Source organism: Nostoc sp. FACHB-133 (genome assembly GCF_014698055.1).
Taxonomy (GTDB): Bacteria; Cyanobacteriota; Cyanobacteriia; order Cyanobacteriales; family Nostocaceae; genus Nostoc.
This window is the reverse complement of record NZ_JACJSH010000016.1, coordinates 24,155-46,533: the sequence shown is the minus strand read 5'-3', so window position 1 is coordinate 46,533 and position 22,379 is coordinate 24,155. Positions and strand designations below refer to the sequence as shown.

The following is a 22,379-nucleotide window of genomic DNA, read 5'->3' as shown; positions in this document are numbered from 1 at the left end:
TCTGCCAAAGCTAGTAGTTTTTTTGAAACAAGAATAGGTTGACTTTTAGCTCTTGTCATTAGCGATATCTTTTCAATCTCTGGCTGCGTTGATCCAGTTTGATACTTTATAGCTATATTGCTAAAAGCTACATTTACGATTTTTGAATGTGTTGCTAAGTATGCTTCTTATGCAATTCTTACCCCAGAAGGAATTTTAATATGCATCGTCGTTGGCTCTTATCTGCTTTAGCACTTTTGATGAGTATAGTTTTAGCTGCTTGCACGACTCCAACCACTCAGCAGTCACAAATAAAAGTCACAAACCCTACTGAGACAATCAACGCAAATTCTCAACAATTACCAACAGGATCAGTAAAAAGAGTTGTTGCTCTTTCTTCTCTTTCTGCGGATATCATCTCTCGACTTAATTCAACCAAAATTGTCGGAATCACTGGTAGTAAATTATTTAAAAATGACTCAAAATTCAAAGATATTCCCCGTGTTAGTGAAGGACAAAGCCCACCCAATTTAGAGAAAATAGTAGCACTAAAACCAGATTTAGTTATTGGTGCAGAAGGTTTTTCTAACATCCCAATTCAAAAACTTCAGCAGCTAGGAATTAACACCTTTCTCACTAAGGTGAATAACTGGGAATCTCTAGAAGAACTTACTAAAATTCTTGCTAAAAAAATTGATGCCGATCCTCTGCCTTTGTTAAATCGTTATAAAACTTTCTTGCCAGAAAAGCCAACTCAGGGTTTTTCTACTCTAGCGCTGGTTAGTCGTCAACCAATCTTAGCGCCGAATAAAAATAGTTGGGCAGGGGATTTGTTGGCAAAATTTCAGGCGAAAAATATAGCAGCAGATTTACAAGGAAAGAGTCCAATTGGTGGTTATGTGACGCTTTCTGCTGAGAAAGTTTTAGAAGCAAATCCAGAGGTGATAATTTTGGTTAATCCCCCACAAGGGAATTCAGAAGCAGCACTTTTAGATTCGTTGAAGAAGGAAGCTTTTTGGCAGCAACTACAAGCAACTAAAAATAACCGAGTTTATGTGTTTGATTATTTTGGTTTGGTCAATCCAGGTAGTATAGATGCAATTGAAAAGGCTTGTCAGCAGCTTAAGCAAGTGTTGTTTGCACCACAGGGCACTTAGTTGAATTAAATATAATTAGTAATCTTAATTTAATTTATGAAAATTGTAAGGCTTCAGAACCCCGACTTATTTAATAAATCGGGGTTATCGTTGTTTGTGCTTTTAATCTTTTGCAGAACTAATCGGTTTTTGACCAAAGGGGATATTTTTTTTACTTTCGGGAGAAGCACCTCCAAGGCTGCGGAAATACAGTCCTCCAATAGTGAGTAAGAACGTCACATATCCCACTGCTTGTACAAGATAGAGATTGTCTCTGTAACCAAATAAAGATTTGAGAATAATCCCAGGAAACTGTTCGTCAGGCAAGATTGTGGAAGTATTTGCAACCATTGGCCCCAAAATACAGGAGTGGACTTTTGTAAAACGTTCGTAATAGAAACAAAAGCTTTCTGTGGAACGACTACTAAGAGCAAGGTTAGCCACAGCTTCGTCAAAGTGTTTCAAGCTTGAAACTACCAACCCAGCGACAATCAACACTAAGAAAACGCCCATTACCTGGAAAAACTGGCGGATGTTAATTTTGACACCCCATTTAAATAACAGCACCCCAATAGCAGATGCCGCTACCAAACCAGCAATAGCACCCAATGCTGGCATTAATCCCTGTTGAAAATTAGCAGCAACGAACAGAACAGTCTCAAAGCCTTCACGGACAACGGCAATTAAAATTAAAGTAAAAACACCCCAGCCAGCATTTGAGTTTTGTGTCAGCGCTTCTGTTACTGCTCCCTCAACCGTAGCTTTCATGAATCTGGCTTGTTTAGTCATCCAGATTAGCATCCAACTCAGCATTGCGATCGCTAATACGCTAAATACACCTTCCAAGGCTGGCTCAACTACCGAGGTGTATTGAGGATTCGCTGCTCCCAGTATTTGAATTACCCAACTGAATAGCACACCTATAAAAGCACTGACAATAATGCCAACGCCGATACCAGCATATACCCAAGAGTTGAGTCGGGATTGTTTAGCTTTTTTTAGCAACGCTAGCACAATACCAACAACAAGGGCCGCTTCTACTCCTTCTCGGAGTGTGATTATAAAAGTAGGTAGAGCAGTACTAAAATTCATTTTTTGTCCTTTGTCTTTTGTCTTTTGTCATTAGTCAGTTGTCCTTTGTCATTTGAATTTGTTTTTAACTAATGACCAATGACCAATGACTAATGACTAATGACTAATGACTATTAGCTAAAATCGCGTAGCATCTTTTTCAGTTCGAGATTATGCATCTCTTCTTGTCCAATCATGCCGCGAGCGAATTCTTCAAGATAAATACTAGCATTGGTGACAGTTTCGAGCAGATTTTTATACAGATCCAATGCCTTTTTTTCGTGAGATAAGCTTTCTTCCAAGATATCCTTGACTTTATGCTGGTAAGTTTCTTCCATTGGGGCAATTTTCAGGGAGGGATGCCCATCTAAACCGGTGAGAATTTCTCCTACTTGTTCAGCATGAAGTAAAGACTCGCTTGCCTGTGCTTTGAAAAAAGCCACAATTGGAATACGGTTAGGGCCAGTCACCATCAAAGAATAATGTGTATAACGCACTACTCCTGCTAGTTCAAATTCCATGATGGCGTTCAGCAAGTCGATAGTCTTTTTATAGTCAAGTTCTTGCATCAGTTCTTAGTTCAAGTAACGAATGGAGTGTAATTAGGTAGAAGTTAGGAGTTAGGAGTGAGGAGTTGGAAGTCAAGAGTTAGCAAATCGGGATTCTTAACTCAGGACTCTTAATTCATAACCCCTAACTCTTAACGATTTCATCATTTTAAACTCCTTCGCATCAGCTTTCCATTAAAACAAAGTGTTATCGCTGTGCTTGGGTATTGGATTTGTCAACTACTTTTTGAGAGTTTTCTTCAATGGTTTTTACCAGCTTGGTGACATCATTAGGTGTTTTGACTGCTTTAGCTGGTGGGATGGCGGCGGGCCAAACTTTTATTAGTTCAGCAAAACTAGAATCGATCGCTTTGTACGCTTCGGGATCTGCTTGAGCTACTTGACTAGAAATTCCTTTGTATAAATCATTGGCGTAAACGACAAAACCACGGGAGTCTTGATACTCGATGGGCGCGGTTATTTTACCATTGGCGATCGCAGCGCCATATTCGGAGTTAGCTGAATCTAGCAGTTCGTTAATTACCTGTAGCACAAATCCTGGTTTTGAGCGTTGAGCTTCTGGCAAAGCTGCGATCGCTCCGTCAACTGCTTGCACTGAAGAAGTAAAATTAGTTTTAACTTTGCTATCCTTCGGACTAGATTTTACTAAATCTTGCAAACTCACTAATGTTGTCTTAAATTCTTTAACTTTACGCTCATTTAATTGGTCTTCTACATCAACATAAATTTCCTCAACTGGATGTCCAATATGAGGCTCTGCTTGTTTTGGCTGATTCTGATCTAGCAGTTCTTGTGCTACCAAAAGATGCCCTTTCATTAAGCCCAATTTACTCATGTAGTCAACATCTTTTGCCTCACCCGTGAGTGCCACTTCTTGAACACCAACCTGGTCTTTAATTTGGTCAAATTGTTCTTGAGTAATTACTTTTTTAGTAACTAAATCTTCAGGGCTGCCATAAGGACGACCTGCCTGGATTTTGTTAGATAATGCTGGAACACCTAGTTTGGCTTCAAACTTATCTAATTCTGACAAAATAGCAGTGTTAATGTTAATTTTTTCTTTGCTAGCGTGACCACTATGACTGTTATTACTTACTGCCTCTGTAGCTGGAGTACTAACAACTGGTGCTGATGGATTTTCTGCGGTTGGTGTACTGCTACAGGAACTCAAGGTAACTATTAAGGCTGCTGCTGCTGTTAAACAGACATAACGAAGTTTTATCATTCTTGCTCCTCACAAAACTAAAAAAGTATTAATTGAAACATTTCAAACTATTAGTAGAAGCTAGTTTGTTTGACACGTTGTAGTAGACTTTACTTTGACATATAATGACAGTTTTTATCAACTAGTTGAACTAAAATTTTAAGAAATTAATGACAAATTATTTATTTAAGACTTTTTAACAGTATTTTGAGAGTTGCTCTCAGTAAGTACTTCAAATTGACCCATGCAACCGTTTTCTGCGATCGCATCCTGATGGGGATGGAACATATACTTACCTGGGTAGCGAAAAGCAAATTCCAAGATGTGCCTTTCCGCTACACCCATCGTAATCACATCAGTTTTCTCGCTAGGAGTCATACTCATGCCATAGCGATAGACATCAAAGAAGTTGGCATGGAGATGAAAAGTCACTGCTGGATCGTATTCAATGATGTTGAGGACATACAGCCTAATCAACTGATCTTTGTAAATAGGAATGGGATTATGCATGTAATAGTGCGGCAGACCATTGAAGGCATAATAATCATTATGGCTATCATCATTCACGTCATACCCACCCATCACTAGTACAATCTCATCAGCCGGGGGACGGGGAGTAGGTGGATCGATGATAAACATCCCGTACAGTCCCTTGGCAATGTGACGGGTGACTGGTTCAATATGGCAGTGGTACAGGTGTACACCATAAGGTTCGGCATCAAATTCATAAATTGTGGCACTACCATTGCTGATAGGGCGAACACCATCCATTTCCGCCGGATGAACCCCATGAAAATGCAAAGAGTGAGAATGTCCCGCGTTATTGAGAAATAGTATCCGAATACGATCGCCCTGTTTTGCCCGTAGCGTTGGGCCTGGTATGCGACCATTTAAGTCCCAGATGTTGTAAGAGACAGCACTATTGAGCTTTATGATGGAAGTACCAGCAGTTAGCTGAAATTCACGGATAGTCCGCCCATTTTCTTGCTTTACCGTCCCATAATCAAAATCCCTTAACATCTTCATCGGGTTAGTAACATCGTCTGGTGCTTCCATGTTGAATGGTGGCACTTTGACGATTGACTGGCTTTGTAGATTTAGCATCTGCCAAAGTCCAGCTGCACCAGTCACTCCAGCACCTGCTAGTCCCAGCTTCAATAATTGACGGCGGCTCCAAGGCTTTCCGTTACCTAGAGCGAAGTTGTTGGGCATGACATTTAGTTACGGTTAGCACCAAAAAAGAGTTGCAAAAGATTTGCAATTGCTTTTAAAGCTTAGAGGAATTAATAATTATTGTCAATAATTTGATAGTGCTTAAAAACTGTTATTTAGGTTGCTAAATCTAGATCAAGCTAGAATCAGTCTTGAAAAATTTTAGCCAACCTTGTTTTATTTCAACGGTATTATTACGTTTGTTTTTTGTATAAATTATGTTTGGCAAAAACTAACTGTTTTATACCTATTCCTGATATGCTTATTGCTTCAGCAATACCTATAGTACAAACAATGAGTATAATAGCATCTTAGATATAGACACAAGCAAGCAAATATCGGTAATCAGTAGTGTATTTAATTGGCTTAGAGATAACATAAATTACATTTCAAGGAATTTTGGATGCTTGGTAACATGAGCATTTTTGATTTTTAAATTTAATCTGTTACCTTCGTGTTATCAGCTTTGAAAATGCCGTTATTCAAATCCATGTGTCATTATTTTGTTATTTGTATGGATTTTATGTGGAGATTTCTACTTCCTGATGAGCCGATGTTCAAAGGATAGTATAGTATTCACTAAAGTCAAATTACACAATACATTTGATACACACTTGTCAAAGACAAAGTTGATCGTATATCTTTTTCCAATCAAGTGGCATCATGCCTTTTGATTGATAAATTACCCAAATTAATTATCGGAGGTCAAAAATGACTACTTTTTCTCAGATGTCAGTATTGCAGAAAACCGCAGGTATTACCTTATCTAAGCCTGTGCAGGTAACACTTTATATGCTGCTATCTTCTTTAGTTATCTGGACTGTTTTGTTCTCCACCTATCCTGCGGTTCATAACACAGCACACTCAGCGCGTCACCATACATTAGGCGTTGCATGTCACTAAATTATCATAATCCCAAGATTTTTTAGGTGAATGAAAAACTTTGCTAGTTAACATAACAAAGTTACAACGCTAAAATATCGCAGGTTTCGCACCAGTGTTTTTGCTTGGAAATAACTTTTAGGTAATGTAGAGATGCTTTTTTCATCTCCACATTACCTTAACTGTATTTTTGATAATGTCTGAATTTATGAATAATTCTTTTACTTAGTAATAAGAATGTGGAGTAAATTTCATCCACTGCTATTAAGCTTTACAGCGATTTTCAAGTAAATATACCATACGTCAGGAGCGTAGATATTGCACCCCTACTACGACAGATGTGGTTCATATACATGAAAACTGCTTTAAGTTGTAAAAAGTACAAAAATTTCACATTTACCGTAAGTTTTTATGAAAAAATATCGACTTTTTGGGATTATCAGTGCTGTTTGCATCACCTTGTCAATTCTTTATTCTTTTGTAGGTAATTCCCAAACTCCTACATCCAGAGTGCTACTTTCTACCAACCCACCTTTAGAACGTATTCTTCCCTTTGAAGCAGAGGCAGAAAAACCACAATCTCCTGTTACCCTGACGTTACAAGCTGTTGATGCTGCTGGTAAACATTTAGAAAATACCAAAATTAGCTTACAAATTCTAACACCACCACGTAATCCTTGGTTAACAACAGATTTCCCTATTGTTGAAGGAACAAAATTGCTGGAAATAGATGCTAATGCACCTGATGGTAAGTTAGAAATTCAGCAAATGTTACCTATTCGTGGTAAATACAAACTACTGGTGAATGTTTCACCTTTAGTAACAAATGCTTTTGCTCCATATCAGCAAACTTTAAATCTGAATGTCCACGAAAATCCAACCAAATATAAATATTTTGTGGTTATCGCAGCTATTTTACTATCACTTGGATTGTTAGGTGGTTGGGTTATCGGCGGACAAGGAGAACTACAACAAGGAGAAATTGCGCCACAGTCAGTACGCCTTTTATTAAGTGCATTGACAGTAGTGGCTATAGTAACCCTATTAGTTATCAATATTAGTGCAGAAGTTGCAGAAGCTCATGGCAGTGAACACCATCCAAGTAGTACCGAAGTAATTGCACCATCATCTCAGAAATCTCAGGGATTGGAAATTAGCCTTGACGGAGATAAAAACGCAACTGTCGGAAAACTTGCGAATTTAGAACTACAACTGAAAGATACAGCAAGTGGACAACCGATCACTGATGTAGCGTTGCAAGTGAAAGCGATCGCCACAGAACATAATTTAACAGTCTTTGACTACAAAGGTATTCCCGACAAGCAAGGTAAGTTAACATGGCAAGAACAGTTTTTTGATGGTTCACCCCACAAAATCGAGGTGGAAGCAACTCCTCTACCTGGATCTAACCGTCAATTTGCACCAGTAAAAGTAGCGCAAGAAGTTGAAGTTGAAGCGATCGCACCACCAATTTATATCCGATTAATTGGTTTATTCTACTTTACAGCCTTCGTCGGCATTGGTATGGCGATTGGGTTGCTAATACAGCACCGACGAACACCACAAGCAAGGGAAAATTAGCAATATCCAGTGCTTTAGTGAGACGCTATCACCTACTCGTACAGAATTCATACTGAATTCTGACTGGAGGTGAAGCGTCTCTATCTCCGCCCTTAAGTTCTGAATTCTTCTTAGAAAAGTTTTTCTTCTGATTGTAACGGCTATACACTTGATTAATTTTAAATTTTTAAAATCTGGTTTAAAGACTGCTAATGTACTTCATAAATCTGCAATATGCGCTATAGTTCTATATTTATGATCGACAGACAATCATTACTTGCAAAATATTTTCCTCCTATTTGGCTTCGATTTTTAATCATTATTTTATTGATATTAGGCATATTTTTTCGCTTCGCCTATCTGGATAGAAAAGTCTACTGGCATGATGAAGCTTATACCTCATTAAGAATTTCTGGTTACACTAAGACGGAATTTGTTCAACAAGTGTTTAATGGGCGTGTGTTTGCTGTTGGAGATATACAAAAATATCAACAGCCTAATTCTGAAAAAGGTTTCATAAATACAATCAACTCTTTGGCAGTGGAGGATGCCCAGCATCCTCCACTTTATTACGTGATGGTTAGATTATGGATGCAGTTTTTTGGCAACTCAGTAGCGATTACGAGAAGCTTGTCAGCCATAATTAGCTTAATAGCTTTTCCTTGCATTTATTGGCTGTGCTTAGAGTTATTTGAGTCACCTATAACAGCATGGATAAGCGTAGCCCTTCTAACAGTCTCGCCCTTACATGTGCTGTACGCCCAAGAAGCAAGGGAGTTTGGTTTGTGGATGGTGACTACCTTGCTAGAGAGTGCTGTACTGCTGCGAGCAATAAAACTGGGTAGCAAGAAGCTTTGGGGGATTTATGCAGTAACAGTGGCACTAGGACTGTACACCTTTTTGTTTTCTGGGTTGCTAGCGATCGCCTACGGTATTTATGTATTTGCCATCGAGCGCTTTCGATTCACCAAAACTGTTAAAGCTTATCTAATAGCAACTAGTGTTGGGTTTTTAGCTTTCGTTCCTTGGATTTTAAATATTATTAACAGCTTGTCTGAAATTCAACGCACAACAATCAGCGCTCAAACCAGGCAATCTGTTTCAGTTTTGATTTCTGGTTGGATTAGTAATATTAGCTGTTTATTTGCTGATTTTTGGCGCTACGAACAATTTTTTCCAGATTTGAATTTGCCAGTTTTGCGCTGGGGTCGATTTTTAATTCCCTTCCTACTAATCTTGGTAATATACTCATTCTTATTTCTTTATCGTCACGCAGGAACACGAGTTTGGTTATTTGTTTTTATATTAAGTGGAGTACCTGCTTTAGCTTTCATATTGCCTGATTTGATTATTGGAGGTAAGGTTAGTCTGCGAGCTAGATATGTCATTCCGTGCTATGTAGGCATTCAGCTAGCTGTTCCTTACTTGCTGGCATCTCAAATTTTTACTTCTAAGTTAATAGCCCAGAAATTTTGGCAATTAGTAGTGGTAGTAGTAATTTCTAGTGGAATTGTATCTTGTGCTGTCAGTTCTCAAGCTGAGTCGTGGTGGAATAAAAGCAGCCCTGCCAATCCTCAAATAGCTCGCATCATTAATAAAGCTAATAATCCACTATTAATTAGTAGTACTTATTCTCTAAATATTGGCGATATAATGTCTCTCATTCATCTGCTAGATCAGAAAGTGCAGATGCAATTGGTAATTGAACCAAGCCTGCCAAATATTCCTAATAGTTTCAGTGAGGTATTTTTGTATAATCCTTCTAAGAAATTTAGATATGAACTTGAAAGGAAATACAAACTAGTCGATGTTTTCCAGTATAGTAGGCTGTGGCGGCTAGAACAGAAAGGTAGTTAAATTTTCTCTAGCTGGGATTCTCCAGAACTTGGCGTATTTATTAAGTAAAATTTTATTATTTACCAGATTATAAAATTAAAATTTACTGAGAAATTAAGAAATAATGCTGACAAAAATTGCTGTTGAAAAAATTCTTGAGCGTGCCTTGATGGGGTATGACTTATCTCCTCAAGAGGGAGTGGTATTGCTGCAACAAACTGAGCCAGAGGCGATCGCAGCAATTCGTACTACATCAGACACACTCCGCCACACCCAAGCAGGCGATACGGTTACATACATAATTAACCGTAATATCAACTTTACTAATATTTGTGAGCAGCACTGTAGTTTTTGTGCATTCCGTCGAGATGATGGTGATGTCGGTGCATACTGGTTAGATTCGGCGCAAATTTTGGAAAAGGCAACAGATGCAGTGCGACGGGGTGCAACAGAAATCTGTATGCAGGGTGGGTTAAATCCACAAGCGCAGATAAATGGTAAATCTTTGCCCTACTATCTCAAGGTAGTGGAAACCATCAAACAGGAATTTCCGCAGATTCATCTCCATGCTTTTTCTCCCCAGGAAGTGGAATTTATCGCCAGACTTGATGGACTTGAATATGCCGATGTAATTATTGCTTTGCGTGATGCTGGCGTTGGCTCAATGCCAGGAACAGCAGCAGAAGTATTAGACGATGAAGTAAGGCGGATATTGTGTCCAGAGAAGATTAATACAGCAACTTGGCTAGAAATTGTCAGCACCGCTCATAAATTAGGCTTACATACCACTAGCACCATGTTATCTGGGCATATTGAAACCCACGAGCAGCAAATTGGACATTTAGAAAAATTGCGATCGCTCCAAAAAACTGCCATCAATCAGGGATATCCCGCAAAAATCACAGAGTTTATTTTATTACCCTTTGTTGGTCAAGAAGCGCCCAAACCCTTACGTCGCCGTGTTGGACGCGATCAACCAGTTTTAAGCGATGCGCTGCTGCTAGGCGCTGTGGCGCGGATTTACTTGGGTAATTGGATTCCCAACCATCAGCAGAGTTGGGTAAAACTGGGGCTTGCAGGTGCAACTGAAGCCCTAGTTTGGGGTTGCAACGATATCGGTGGCACCTTGATGGAGGAGCATATCACCACAATGGCGGGTGCTTTGGGTGGTACATGTATGGAAGTGGAAACTTTAGAAACTGCGATCGCTTCTTTAGGAAGACCTTACCAACAACGAGACACTCTTTATCAGAAAATTAGGAGTTAGGAAAAAATTCCTCTTCAATCTCCTTAGTCTGTATTCTCTGTGCCTCCGTGGTTAAATAAATTGCTTTTCAACCGCAAAGGCACAGAGCGCTCAAAGAGAAAAAACAGATTTTACAAGTCAGCTTAAAAAAGCTAATCTTCAACGCTTAACTGATTTCTTTGCGTTGTCTCCATAGAGAGACAGTTAACATCAAGCCCATAAAAGATAACAAGCCAAAATTTGTATTTGGCTCTGGTACTGCATCGATATCAGAAATTTCTAACCCTGGTAACTTTTTAGTACCTTCCTTCACCGCACCCTGTAATAAATCGGGATTTAACCCCAACGCATCTAGAGCAGTAACAGCTATTTGAGTTGTTTTTACCGCCTGTGTTTGGATTGTACCTTTGAGTCCAGAAGCTAAAATCCCGCTAGCAGCAATCAATCCAACATGGGTATCGTCATCTGAAAAACCCCCATGTTCAGCCCTTTTTGTACTATCTGAAATCACATATCCAGGGTTCAATTTGATAATAAAATCTGGTGTCCGGTCATCTGACAAAGGATTACCAAAACCTGCTTGTTGTAATGCGCTACCAGATAAAATCTCATTAATCGCCGGATTTTTGAGATTTTTTAAAAGAGTTGTCGCAGTATCAGCTTGGCTTTGATCTGCAAGCCAAAACAACCCAATATCATCTTGTGTTGCATGATTTACGGTAATCCCAGCTTTTTCTAAAACATCTGTAAATGTGTTTTCGGAAATCAGGGTAGCTGTTCCTTGACGGGGACTTTGACCGTGTTTTGCTGTCAATACCACTAATGTTGAATCAAACAAATTTTGTTGCTTCAATGCATTAACTATGTTTCCGATACTAGCGTCTGTATGTTCTAAAGCATTAATTAATCCTGGTGAAGGTGTTCCATCACTAGCAATCCCACCATTACTACTAGCATCTTTCTGAGCGACACTAAGAGCTTGAAAATTCATGCCAAAAATAGCAGGAGTTCCCGGAGTAGTAATTCCTTGAGAATCTTTACCAGCTATTTGGTTTAAAAGCGCATTTACCTTCAAATCATCATAAGCCTCTGTAAGGCTAGTGCTTTTAGTTGTCGTTTTAAATGTGAGATTGCTAGGATTTTGGGCTGTTGATCGATCGACTAATTTGCCATTTTCCAAAGCTACTTTAGCATTGATTTCTGGAGCATAAAAGTCGTCAATTCCCTTGCCTGAAGGCCCATTAGCAAAGTCATAGGCAGGATGTTTATCAATAAATGCCGTGTGTAAACCAGCATCGTGAGCTACCTCAAAAATTGTATTAACATTCAGGTAGTTATGAGGATAAATGGGTTTTCCTGTGCTATCTACTGGCAACTTACTTGGATCAATGCTACCTTTCCCAAAATCACCACCTCCACTAATAAGATTTGGGTTTTTATCAATACTTTCATCAAATAGAACTCCAGTACCAGCAGGACTCCCGATTTGACTTAATAATGAGCGACTATATGAATTGTCATAATAAACCCCCGTAGTTTTTGGACTTGCTCCTGTTAGATAGTTCAATTCACCAGGAAAAGAATCGGAGGGTGTACTAGTAAAGGCATTAGTGTAAGTAACACCATTTGCTTGCAAATTATTAATATTTGGTAAGTAAGGTTGAAGCAAAGGATCGTTGATGTCAGCATCATGCAGTCCATCAACTGATAAGAGTAATACATGTTGGTAAAGGCTGGCTGCTGTTGCTGCTGAGTTATTAAATTGTAAAAATGTCTGCCCTGTTAAAATAACTGTGCTAAAAATTACTGTTTTGAAAACAGTAGGTAGATGAGAATTGCTAAATCGAGTCATTCTATTTATTTCCTTTGCTGATAAAGTACCCTATGTATTGTTTTAGGCTTGTTTGTGGTTATTTGCGTTATGAATCAACGCCAATTAACCTTTATAGAGCCGAATATGACTAAGCTAAAACAATACGAAAATTTGTGAATACGCTTGATTAAAAAGGTATTTGGTTACTAAATAGCAAAAGTTTTAATTCCTCTATTTGTCGTTACCTCTATTGAAGTAAGCATTTAATTTAGGAATTTATCATTTGATGAATCAGCTTGATTGGTATTGCATATTTTGAACGCTCATACGAAACATTAATCAGATAAGATTAAGCTCAAGTTAAGAATATATGATAAAAAAGATTAAGACTAACCTTGTAGGTAAGATAACCCCCGTTCGTATTAGAAAGCCTTAATAATTTAGAGATGGAGTATTATGAGAATTTTGCTAGTTGAAGATGACGATCGCATTGCCCAACCATTAGCCGAGTTTTTAAGAAGACAACACCATATTGTAGATATAACAACCGACGGTTTAGCAGCTTGGAAATGGTCGCAATCAGCATTACATGAGCTAATTTTATTAGATTTAATGCTTCCTAAATTAGATGGAATCACTCTATGTAAGCGTTTACGCGCTGCTTCATCTAATGTTCTTATTTTAATGCTGACGGCACGAGATACAACAGGCGACAAAATTATAGGACTCGATGCTGGTGCTGATGATTACTTGGTTAAGCCATTTGAATTAAAAGAGTTAGCAGCACGCATCAGAGCTTTAGCTCGAAGAACTCCAGAAATTCGTCCCCAGATTTTAATCCACGGTGATTTGCAACTAGACCCAGCAACTCAACAGGTTACTTATGCAGGAAACATCATATTATTAACTCCTAAAGAATATATGATATTAGAATACTTTTTGAGAAACCCAAATCAAGTTATCACTCGTTCGGCAATTCTTGAGAAACTATGGGATTTTGATAAATCTTCGGGAGAAGGAAGTATTAAAACTCATATTACAAATTTGCGGAATAAACTGAGAGCATCTGGAAGTTCGGAAGACTTGATTGAAAATATCTATGGCATTGGTTATCGTCTAGGAAGCAAGTAAAATGATTTAAGATAAAATCGTCATTTTTTAAATAAAAATTAACCATTTTATAGCAAAAATAATGTGTTTCAAAGAATTAGATATCGTTTGTTGTTGTCTTACTTAGTTGTGTTCGCATCACTGCTGGGAATATTTGCGATCGCAGTCCGATTTGCTTTCACACGTAGTCTGACTGAACAAATCACAGATAAACTCACAGCCATAGGGAAAGGTGCATCTGCAAATGTAGAGTTTGAAAAAGGTCGCCTAACTATTGAAAGTGACTTTCGTCCACAAGACTTAATTGCTTCTCATCAAGCATTACAGTGGTTTGATAGTCAAGGAAACTTGATTACGCAACAAGGAAAAACTGTTTTAACTTTACCTTTTTTACCAAACAAAATAGTACAAGTTCAGACTGGTAAAATTCCTATTCAAGCAGTAACTGTACCAATTATTGCTAGCGATAATGGTGAGCTTGTTGGGTATGTGAGAGTTAGTCAATCTTTAGATGAATTTGATGAAACCCTGCAAAAGCTGGACTGGGGATTAGGTGGTGGGATTATTATAACTTTGGTTCTGAGTGGTATTGGCGGAATTTTACTAACTCGTCAAGCAATGCAACCCATTGAAGAGAGTTTTGCAAGGCTTAAACAATTTACTGCTGATGCTTCCCATGAACTGCGTAGTCCGTTAATGGCTATCAAAATTAATGCTGAGTTACCGCTAGAATATCCAGAAGAAATAGGCCCAAAAGATGCAGAAAAGTTTCGGGCGATCGCCAACGCTACTAACCAGATGACTCGCCTCACAGAAGACTTATTGATGTTAGCACGCACTGATAGAGTTTCCAATCAGGATAGAGATACTCTCGATTTAACTTCAATATTAGAGAACCTAATCCAACTGTATAAACCTCAAGCTGAAGCCAAACAAATTAATTTGAAAATTCAATTAATTGCTAATATTCAGCTAATAGGTGATTCCGTTCAATTAATGCGACTGTTTACTAATTTAATTGAAAATGCACTCTACTACACACCATCAGGAGGCGTAGTTGAAATTAAAACTAGTCGTGTTGGTTCCCAGCTTTATGTCAACCTACAAGATACAGGTGTCGGAATTGCACCAGAGGATATTGACAAGGTTTTTGAGCGTTTTTGGCGAGCAGATAAATCTCGTTCTTATTGGTTAGGTGGTTCTGGTTTAGGGCTAGCGATCGCTCAAACTATTGCTCAAAATCACGGTGGATTAATTAGTGTTACCAGTCAATTAGGAGTTGGTAGTTGTTTTACTGTGCGTTTACCAACTTCTTGACAATGTAATTTTACTTTCCTTACTTAGCATCATCATTGGTTTCGCGATCGCCATCACTAGTTTCTTTAACTTGAATACTACTCTTGGGACGAGTGGCTTCATTCTTCTCATCTTGTTGATTGGCATTTTCAACATAGAGAACTTTGCCGTTACCAGCATCTACTGTAACTTCTTGCTGACCAATTTCTACAGCATAAATTAAGTTGCCATCTTCATTTTCGAGTTTGATGCTTTTGGCTTTACCTCGCACCGATGCTTCACTTGCTTGCTGTGCTTGTTGTGCTGTAATTTTAGCTAGCGGTTGCAGTTTTGCCGCTTCTTGTGCATCGTCGTTGGTTTCACCGTCTCCATCACTGGCTTCAGCAACTTGGATAGCACTATGATGCTGACGCGCAATTGCTACGAAAGATTGTGGTTGTTTTGCAGAAACAACTCTCGACAATCCAGCAAATCCCAAAGTACCAACAAAAGCTGCTGTCAAAATAATTTTTGTTGAAGTCTTCATACTTGTAAAATCCTTTGAAGTCTGGGTTTGTATTTTCATAGTAGGTAATAAAAGTCAAGAAATAGTCAAGATTGGTTTTAAGTTAACAAATTTAATATCAAGTGGTGAAATTAATTTTTAATGATAAATTTCAGTTATTCCTAGTGCCTATATTAGGAGAAAATTACTTTTTCAATAAAATCTTGACTATTTCTTGACTTTTGCTGTGTAAAGTATAATCACTCAGCAATTTCTGACAACACAGGTAACTTTAAGATGTGATGAAATCTCATTTCTATGGAAAAATCCAGAAGGAGAAAGATTATGAATAAGATTTTAAACAGGGTTCCAGAGGTTACAATTTACTTCTGGATTATTAAGGTTTTGGCAACCACAGTAGGTGAAACCGCAGCAGATTTTCTGTCAGCAACCCTGAACCTTGGTTTAGGCATTACATCTTACATTATGAGCAGCGTGTTATTGATTGCGCTGTTGAATCAGTTTAAGCTTAAACGTTATGTTCCAGCAAGTTTCTGGTTTGTGGTCGTTTTGATAAGTATCGTTGGCACACTGATTACTGATAGATTAGTAGACGAGCTTGGAGTTAGCTTGATGACAACTACTGTAATTTTTAGTGTTTCCTTATTGGTAGTGTTTGGGCTCTGGTATTCAAACGAAAAGACATTAGCCATGCACTCCATCAATACAGCTAAAAGAGAGCTTTTTTATTGGGTAGCTGTTTTGTTTACGTTTGCCTTGGGCACTGCAACAGGAGACCTATTAGCAGAGTATTTACGACTGGGCTATGCACAATCATCACTGATATTTGGCGCTTCAATTGCAATTATAGCGAGCGCTTATTATTACTTGTGGATGAATGCAGTTTTGGCATTCTGGTTAGCTTACATATTGACTCGTCCACTTGGAGCATCTATAGGTGATTTACTATCCCAATCTGCTACAAATGGAGGCTTTGGTTTTGGTACGGTCGGAACCAGTATGCTTTTTCTGTCTATAATCGCGAGTCTGGTTATTTACTTAAGCCTTAAGCAGAAGAAACCAGCCTTATTGCCGATTGACCGACAAGATTGAGAAGGCAATTGATCGGTTTCTGAACTTGGATGTCTTTCTGTTTGTGACCTAGCAATTTGGTAGTAATTTGCGATCGCAGCAACAGTCAGTATTTCTCTAGGATGACTTACTATTTTTTATTGTGAAAAAGAAATGAACAAAGTTGCAAAAGTCACAATTTTCTTTTGGATCATGAAGATCATCGCCACGACCCTCGGCGAAACGGCAGGTGACTTTATATCAATGTCTCTTGGACTGGGCTATTACGTAGCCTTTGCCATAACGTTCGCCATTCTAGCTATTCTCCTGTTTTTTCAAATTCAATCCGATAGATATCGTCCAGTTCTTTATTGGACAGCCATCATCGCGACAACCACAGCCGGAACCGAAGTTTCAGACCTGATGGATCGATCTCTTGGGCTTGGCTATGCACTGGGATCGCTTATTCTGGTAGCCAGTCTTCTGAGCGTTCTTAGCATCTGGTATTACCGCGATCGGGATCTGAGTGTTTATCCGATCGTGAAGAAAGATGCAGAGACCACCTACTGGCTGGCTGTCGTATTCTCCAACAGTTTAGGAACAGCCTTTGGTGACTTTCTGACAAGCAACTTGGGACTAAGTTATATCCAGGGAGCATTTGTAACAGCCAGCGTCATTGGTGTTGTCATCGCCCTTCACTACGTAACAAAGTTGAGCGATATCCTCCTATTCTGGCTTGCGTTCATCTTCACACGTCCCTTCGGAGCTACCTTCGGTGATTTTCTGACAAAACCAGTAAAAAATGGTGGTCTATCACTGCCAAGGGGGTATGCTTCGGCGATCGCCTTTATACTGCTGGCAGTTGTGCTATTCTTTTCCGTGCGAAAGGAGAAAAAAGTGCGTCACCCAATTGAGTGATGCGTTTAAGCATAATGAATAAAATTAAAGTATGATTCGAAAAATTTCTAACTTTTGGTTACGTCATATACATCCTCGTTTAGCTCCCTTAATTGCGACAATTGGTATTGTTGGACTTACTAGTTGTCTTCTCATCCTTTTTGTTTTAGCACAACTGGCTGAAGAGGTTTTAGAGCGAGATGCTTTTAGATTTGATACTACTTTTCTGTTATGGCTACATCAGTTTGCCAATCCAAATTTAGATAATTTAATGCTGTTTATTACAAATCTTGGTAATCCTACTACAGTGGTTATCGTTGTCGGCATTAATCTACTATTACTTTGGTGGCGACGTTATCGAGAAGAAGCAAGATTTTTTCTACTTGCTTGCCTGGGAGCATTCATTTTAAATACAGGGCTAAAGTTATTTTTTTCTAAACCTCGCCCGGAACTCTGGCATCAATTAATTTCTGAAAAATCTTTTAGTTTTCCTAGCGGTCATGCACTTGGCTCTATGGTGCTTTATGGTTTTATTGCTCACGAATTGGCAACTCATTATCCTCGTTTTGCCAAGTTGATTTACAGTTTGACAGTTATTTTAATTGCTGCTATTGGTATTAGCCGCTTATATTTAGGAGTCCATTGGCCCACAGACATAATTGCAGGTTATGGAGTCGGCTTTTTGTGGCTGATAATATGTATTACGATGCTGAAAGTGCAGAGATTGAGGCAAGGGAAGTCAGTTGATTAAATAGTCTCAACCTCTCATTATATAAATCTAACTCACAAGCTACTATTTTCCATAGACTGAAAACTTTTACTCTCACTGTAAGGCAATACGCTTGGGTTAAGGCTTTACTCTTTGTCAAAGTGAATTTTTTTAACAAACTGCAAAGGACGCAAAGGACACGAAGAAAGAGAAGAAATAGAATAAAAAATGCTTAACTGAACTGTATTGCACTATAAGGTAGTAAGCCCAAAACGAGAGCATTACCCCTTCTGAGTATTTTGTTGAATCGGCGATTGAAATCCCTACTCACCAACTGTCACAGGAATTTTGTCAAGAGTCTAAGCGAAAAATCTGCACCCAGTTGGTAATCGAAAAGCTACCGCCTCAACAAGTAAATTTAAGTGTATTGCTGTACTCATACGGCGAAGCAAACTATGCGCGTAGCGTCTGGTAGAGAAGCCATGACTATGATAATTATCCAATCAGATTTTTTAATCATCTAATTTTTTGCCCAAGATGCTTGTAAATGAACGCCTTTTAGGGAATGAAATAGCCATTACCAACTTCCTACTCCCCATTCAATTGATCCCCAAGTTACCAATCCAAGATAGGATGGACGTTGATTTACGTATTCTTTTAATTAATGCATATGAAGCGCTATTGGTCGCGTTTGCTTGCGCTGGTTTTGGTTGTGTCTATCGGCTTAATGGGCTGTTCTGGCAGTCCAGATAGTTTGACTGGGGATTATCGCCAAGATACCTTAGCTGTGGTCAATGTTATGAGACAGGCTCTGAATCTATCACAAGATTCATCAGACAAAACAGCAGTTCAAGCAGAAGCGCGTCAGAAAATTAATGACTTTTCGGCTCGCTATCAGCGAGTTAACTCTGTTTCTGGTCTTGGTTCCTTTACAACCATGCGGACAGCCCTTAATTCCCTGGCTGGACACTACAGTTCTTACCCAAATCGTCCCGTACCCGAAAAACTCAAAAATCGTTTAGAAAAGGAATTACAGCAGGTTGAGGCAGCGCTAAAGCGTGGCGGTTAACTTTTAGACTAAGCGAAAAAACATCTAATTTGCATAACCAAATCAAATATAACTCTTGTGTGGTAGGCCGAAAAGCCCACCCAGCTTATGCAATTTAAATGTGAAACAGCTTATTATCTATTCAATCATCAAGAATCAAGAGTCAAAAGTTTTGACTCTTGATTACCTTTTAAATTTTTCACTAAAAATTGTTTAAATCCGCAGTCCAAAATTCAACTTACTTTGTATCCATCCAATTTTCACCGACACGCACCTCTACCAACAACGGCACGCTCAACTGAACTGCGTTTTCCATCACCGACTTAATTTGCGGTTGTAATTCTTCCCACTCATCAGGGGGAATTTCAAATACTAATTCATCGTGTACTTGCAACAACAAACGCGCCTGATAGTTCTTCAAAACCTCATGCAGTCTTACCATTGCAATTTTGATAATATCAGCGTTAGAACCTTGAATTGGTGCATTAGCCGCCGAGCGTAGTAAACCCGCATCATAAGGGCCCAAATTCTTCAATTTACTCAGATCAATATCTTCTGGGTTGCTGCCTTTTAATTTGCGTAAACTGTTATTAGTAAAATCAAAGTAACGACGACGACCGAGAATAGTTTCTACATAACCTAGAGCGATCGCTTCTTTTTTTACTTGCTCCAAATATGCAAAAACTTTAGGATATCGTTCATTAAACCGCTTAATGAACTCGTTGGCAATGTTCTTATCTATCCCTGTTGAGCGCGAAAATCTTAAAGAACCCATTCCATAAATCACGCCAAAATTAATAGTTTTTGCTATTCCTCGTTCTTCTGAGGTTATATTTTCTTTTTCAAATACTAACCGCGCGGTAACAGTGTGAACATCTTCATTTTGCTGATATGCTTGCACTAATATTGGCTCTTGACTCAAATGAGCCAAAATCCGCAATTCAATTTGTGAGTAATCAGCAGCCACCATTAACCAACCAGCTTCAGGCAAAAAGGCCTTCCGAATTTGGCGACTAAAAGCTGTACGAATCGGGATATTTTGTAAATTTGGATTAGAAGAAGATAACCTACCGGTTGATGTTGCTGCTTGATTAAAATCAGTATGCACCCTCTGGGTATCTGGACGCACCAATGCAGGTAAGGCATCAACATAAGTAGATTTTAATTTAGATAGAGTCCGATACTCAATGATCGCCTCAACAAAACCACTTTTATCATCTTCTTGGAGTTTTTCTAGTGTGGCTGCGTCTGTAGAGAAGCCAGTTTGAATTTTACGAGAATGTTTGGTACTTAACCCCAACTTTTCAAACAAGATTTGGCTTAACTGCTTAGGGGAACCTAAGTTAAAATTTTCCCCAGCTATTTCAGTTGCTTCTTCTTTTAACCTGGCTAACTCAGTTTCTAAATGCTGCGAAAGTTCTTTTAAATAAGCCGAATTAATGCGGACACCCGTGTATTCCATTTCGGCTAAAACTGCTTCTAGTGGCTGTTCAACTTCCACTAATAGCTTAGACAAAGTTGGAATTTTATCCAGTTCCTCACGCAATTTTGGTACTAAGCCAAAGGTAGAATAAGCATCCATACCGCAGTAATCTGCAACAGAGGGAATATCTATATCAGCGATGGTTTTGCCTTTAGGAACTAAATCTAAGTAACTTTTTGCTATTAATCCCAAATATCGCTGCCCTAAATCCATCAAATTATGACTTGAATCTGGATTTAGAATGTAACTTGCCAGCATGGGATCAAACACTACTCCTGCCAAATTAATCCCTTGACACTTTAAAACTAAGCGATCAAATTTAGCATTCTGTAAAGCTTTAGGATAATCAGCGCTTTCAAGAATTGGGCGTAATGCTTCTAGTACCAAATCTTTATGCAAATTTTCTCCAGTTTTATGCCCCAGAGGAATATACGCTACCTCATCTGGTTGCATTCCCCAACAGCAACCAATTCCTACTAACTCAGCATCTCTTGGTTCTAAAGCGGTAGTTTCAGTATCCCAAGCAACGGGAATATCTGGGGTGGTGAATGTTTGTAAAAGTTTCACTAACTCAGTTAGTTTGGCTTCGGTGTTGATGATGCGTGGTGTAATAGGAGAAGTAGATTGTTGTGGAACTGCTGCTGTATCACTAGCGCTGAAAAACCACAAATCATTATCTTCATCATCCTTCAATTCTGAGTTAGGAGCAGTTATGTCTGTTTTGGCTTCTTGCTTTTCTTCAATTTTGCCACCAAAACGTTGTTGAAGGTCGTTGATTTTCCCTAAAAAAGACTTGAATTCTAACTTTTCTAAAATTGGAGATAAGACGCTTGTATCAAATCCTTTTAATTTACAATCTTCTAAATTAATTTCTATAGGAACATCTAAAACTATGGTTGCCAAATAACGAGACTTATCGGCATCTTCTTTACCACTTGCCAGTTTTTTCTGAGTTGCGCCTTTAATTTCATCTAATGCAGCATAAATATTGTCAAGGGAACCATAGGTATTTAGCAGTTGTACTGCTGTCTTTTCTCCAATTCCTTTAACTCCAGGAATATTATCTGATTTATCTCCACAAAGAGCTTTGAAATCGATAATTTGTGAAGGTAAAACGCCCATCTTCTCTTTGACTTGTTCTGCTTCAAATTCCGTAATGCTATTTGTAGAGCGTTTTATGGCATCTGGGCTAAAATTCAGAACAGTGATTTCTTTGTCAGAGTCGATCAGTTGAAATAAATCGCGATCGCCAGTCAGAATCTTCACCTTATACCCAGCAGCAGTTACTCGCTGCGCTAGGGTTCCCAAAACATCATCCGCCTCGAAACCAGGGGCAGTGAAAATTGGTAGATTAAAGCCATTCAGTAACTCATGCAGGTTTGCTAAGTCGGGAATGAAGTCTTCTGGCGTTTCTTTGCGATCGGCTTTATAAGTCTCGTCAGCTTCATGGCGAAAAGTGGCCTCACCCAAATCAAAAGCGATCGCCATTGCTTGAGGCTGTTGTGTTGCCATTACTTCCAGCAGGCACTTCACAAAACCAAAACATATACTCGTAGGAATGCCTGCTTTAGTACGCAGTCCTCCATCTCGCCCTTTGGCGAAAGCAAAGTATGAACGATAAGCCAGCGAGTGTCCATCTACAAGGATGAACGTGGGGCGTGTTGCAGTTACAGAAGTGATTTCAGACATAGCCTTATTTTAGCCAGAAGCTTTGTCACATAGTTAGCAATTTCCAATCCTTGTTCAGCTTGGCTTTGGCGATAATAGCGTACT

At 38.8% G+C, this 22,379-nt stretch carries 18 protein-coding genes; 11 read left to right on the top strand and 7 right to left on the bottom strand.

What is annotated here, in order from left to right:
- Positions 1-200: 200 nt before the first annotated feature.
- Entirely contained in the window at positions 201-1,136 is a 936-nt protein-coding gene (locus tag H6G86_RS14850; RefSeq protein WP_190934974.1) for an ABC transporter substrate-binding protein, read from the top strand.
- A gap of 102 nt (positions 1,137-1,238) precedes the next feature.
- On the opposite strand, the gene H6G86_RS14845 is transcribed toward H6G86_RS14850, so the two are convergent.
- From H6G86_RS14845 to H6G86_RS14830, 4 genes are all read right to left on the bottom strand, one after another.
- Positions 1,239-2,207: an FTR1 family iron permease gene (locus H6G86_RS14845; RefSeq protein ID WP_190934973.1), complete on the bottom strand. Its 969-nt coding sequence runs from the start codon at positions 2,205-2,207 to the stop codon at positions 1,239-1,241.
- Between the two features lie 113 nt (positions 2,208-2,320).
- Positions 2,321-2,755 carry a ferritin-like domain-containing protein gene (locus H6G86_RS14840; protein WP_012412436.1) on the bottom strand — a complete coding sequence of 145 codons (435 nt, stop codon included), beginning with the start codon at positions 2,753-2,755 and terminating at the stop codon, positions 2,321-2,323.
- Positions 2,756-2,942: 187 nt separating this feature from the next.
- Positions 2,943-3,980: a ComEA family DNA-binding protein gene (locus tag H6G86_RS14835; protein WP_190934972.1), complete on the bottom strand. Its 1,038-nt coding sequence runs from the start codon at positions 3,978-3,980 to the stop codon at positions 2,943-2,945.
- 165 nt (positions 3,981-4,145) lie between these two features.
- Entirely contained in the window at positions 4,146-5,171 is a 1,026-nt protein-coding gene (locus H6G86_RS14830) for a multicopper oxidase domain-containing protein (RefSeq protein WP_190934971.1), read from the bottom strand.
- 711 nt (positions 5,172-5,882) lie between these two features.
- Between H6G86_RS14830 and H6G86_RS14825 the strand changes: the two genes are divergently transcribed.
- From H6G86_RS14825 to cofH, 4 genes are all read left to right on the top strand, one after another.
- The gene (locus tag H6G86_RS14825; protein ID WP_163927486.1) at positions 5,883-6,074 is read left to right on the top strand and encodes a CbtB domain-containing protein; all 192 of its coding nucleotides are present in this window, start codon (positions 5,883-5,885) and stop codon (positions 6,072-6,074) included.
- Positions 6,075-6,464: 390 nt separating this feature from the next.
- Entirely contained in the window at positions 6,465-7,634 is a 1,170-nt protein-coding gene (locus tag H6G86_RS14820) for a hypothetical protein (protein WP_190934970.1), read from the top strand.
- Positions 7,635-7,868: 234 nt separating this feature from the next.
- Complete coding sequence (locus tag H6G86_RS14815; protein WP_190934969.1) at positions 7,869-9,470, top strand: glycosyltransferase family 39 protein; 1,602 nt, start codon at positions 7,869-7,871, stop codon at positions 9,468-9,470.
- A gap of 103 nt (positions 9,471-9,573) precedes the next feature.
- Complete coding sequence (gene cofH, locus H6G86_RS14810; RefSeq protein WP_190934968.1) at positions 9,574-10,716, top strand: 7,8-didemethyl-8-hydroxy-5-deazariboflavin synthase subunit CofH; 1,143 nt, start codon at positions 9,574-9,576, stop codon at positions 10,714-10,716.
- A gap of 145 nt (positions 10,717-10,861) precedes the next feature.
- Here the strand turns inward: cofH and H6G86_RS14805 are convergent, their stop codons facing one another.
- Positions 10,862-12,547 carry an alkaline phosphatase family protein gene (locus H6G86_RS14805; RefSeq protein WP_190934967.1) on the bottom strand — a complete coding sequence of 562 codons (1,686 nt, stop codon included), beginning with the start codon at positions 12,545-12,547 and terminating at the stop codon, positions 10,862-10,864.
- 417 nt (positions 12,548-12,964) lie between these two features.
- Here H6G86_RS14805 and H6G86_RS14800 point away from each other — a divergent pair, with 417 nt between their 5' ends.
- Together H6G86_RS14800 and H6G86_RS14795 are read left to right on the top strand one after the other, a co-directional pair.
- Positions 12,965-13,639 (top strand): response regulator transcription factor, encoded by a 675-nt coding sequence (locus H6G86_RS14800; protein WP_190934966.1) that lies wholly within the window; start codon positions 12,965-12,967, stop codon positions 13,637-13,639.
- Positions 13,640-13,702: 63 nt separating this feature from the next.
- Positions 13,703-14,935 (top strand): HAMP domain-containing sensor histidine kinase, encoded by a 1,233-nt coding sequence (locus H6G86_RS14795; RefSeq protein WP_190934965.1) that lies wholly within the window; start codon positions 13,703-13,705, stop codon positions 14,933-14,935.
- A gap of 19 nt (positions 14,936-14,954) precedes the next feature.
- On the opposite strand, the gene H6G86_RS14790 is transcribed toward H6G86_RS14795, so the two are convergent.
- Complete coding sequence (locus H6G86_RS14790; RefSeq protein WP_190934964.1) at positions 14,955-15,440, bottom strand: PepSY domain-containing protein; 486 nt, start codon at positions 15,438-15,440, stop codon at positions 14,955-14,957.
- 303 nt (positions 15,441-15,743) lie between these two features.
- Here H6G86_RS14790 and H6G86_RS14785 point away from each other — a divergent pair, with 303 nt between their 5' ends.
- From H6G86_RS14785 to psb27, 4 genes are all read left to right on the top strand, one after another.
- A complete protein-coding gene (locus tag H6G86_RS14785) occupies positions 15,744-16,511 on the top strand; it encodes a COG4705 family protein (RefSeq protein ID WP_190934963.1) in 768 nt (255 codons plus the stop codon).
- 132 nt (positions 16,512-16,643) lie between these two features.
- Complete coding sequence (locus tag H6G86_RS14780; protein WP_190934962.1) at positions 16,644-17,387, top strand: COG4705 family protein; 744 nt, start codon at positions 16,644-16,646, stop codon at positions 17,385-17,387.
- A gap of 31 nt (positions 17,388-17,418) precedes the next feature.
- Positions 17,419-18,117 carry a phosphatase PAP2 family protein gene (locus tag H6G86_RS14775; RefSeq protein WP_190934961.1) on the top strand — a complete coding sequence of 233 codons (699 nt, stop codon included), beginning with the start codon at positions 17,419-17,421 and terminating at the stop codon, positions 18,115-18,117.
- Positions 18,118-18,739: 622 nt separating this feature from the next.
- Positions 18,740-19,144 (top strand): photosystem II protein Psb27, encoded by a 405-nt coding sequence (gene psb27, locus H6G86_RS14770; RefSeq protein WP_175586534.1) that lies wholly within the window; start codon positions 18,740-18,742, stop codon positions 19,142-19,144.
- Positions 19,145-19,361: 217 nt separating this feature from the next.
- On the opposite strand, the gene polA is transcribed toward psb27, so the two are convergent.
- Complete coding sequence (polA, locus tag H6G86_RS14765) at positions 19,362-22,295, bottom strand: DNA polymerase I (RefSeq protein ID WP_190934960.1); 2,934 nt, start codon at positions 22,293-22,295, stop codon at positions 19,362-19,364.
- Positions 22,296-22,379 lie beyond the last annotated feature (84 nt).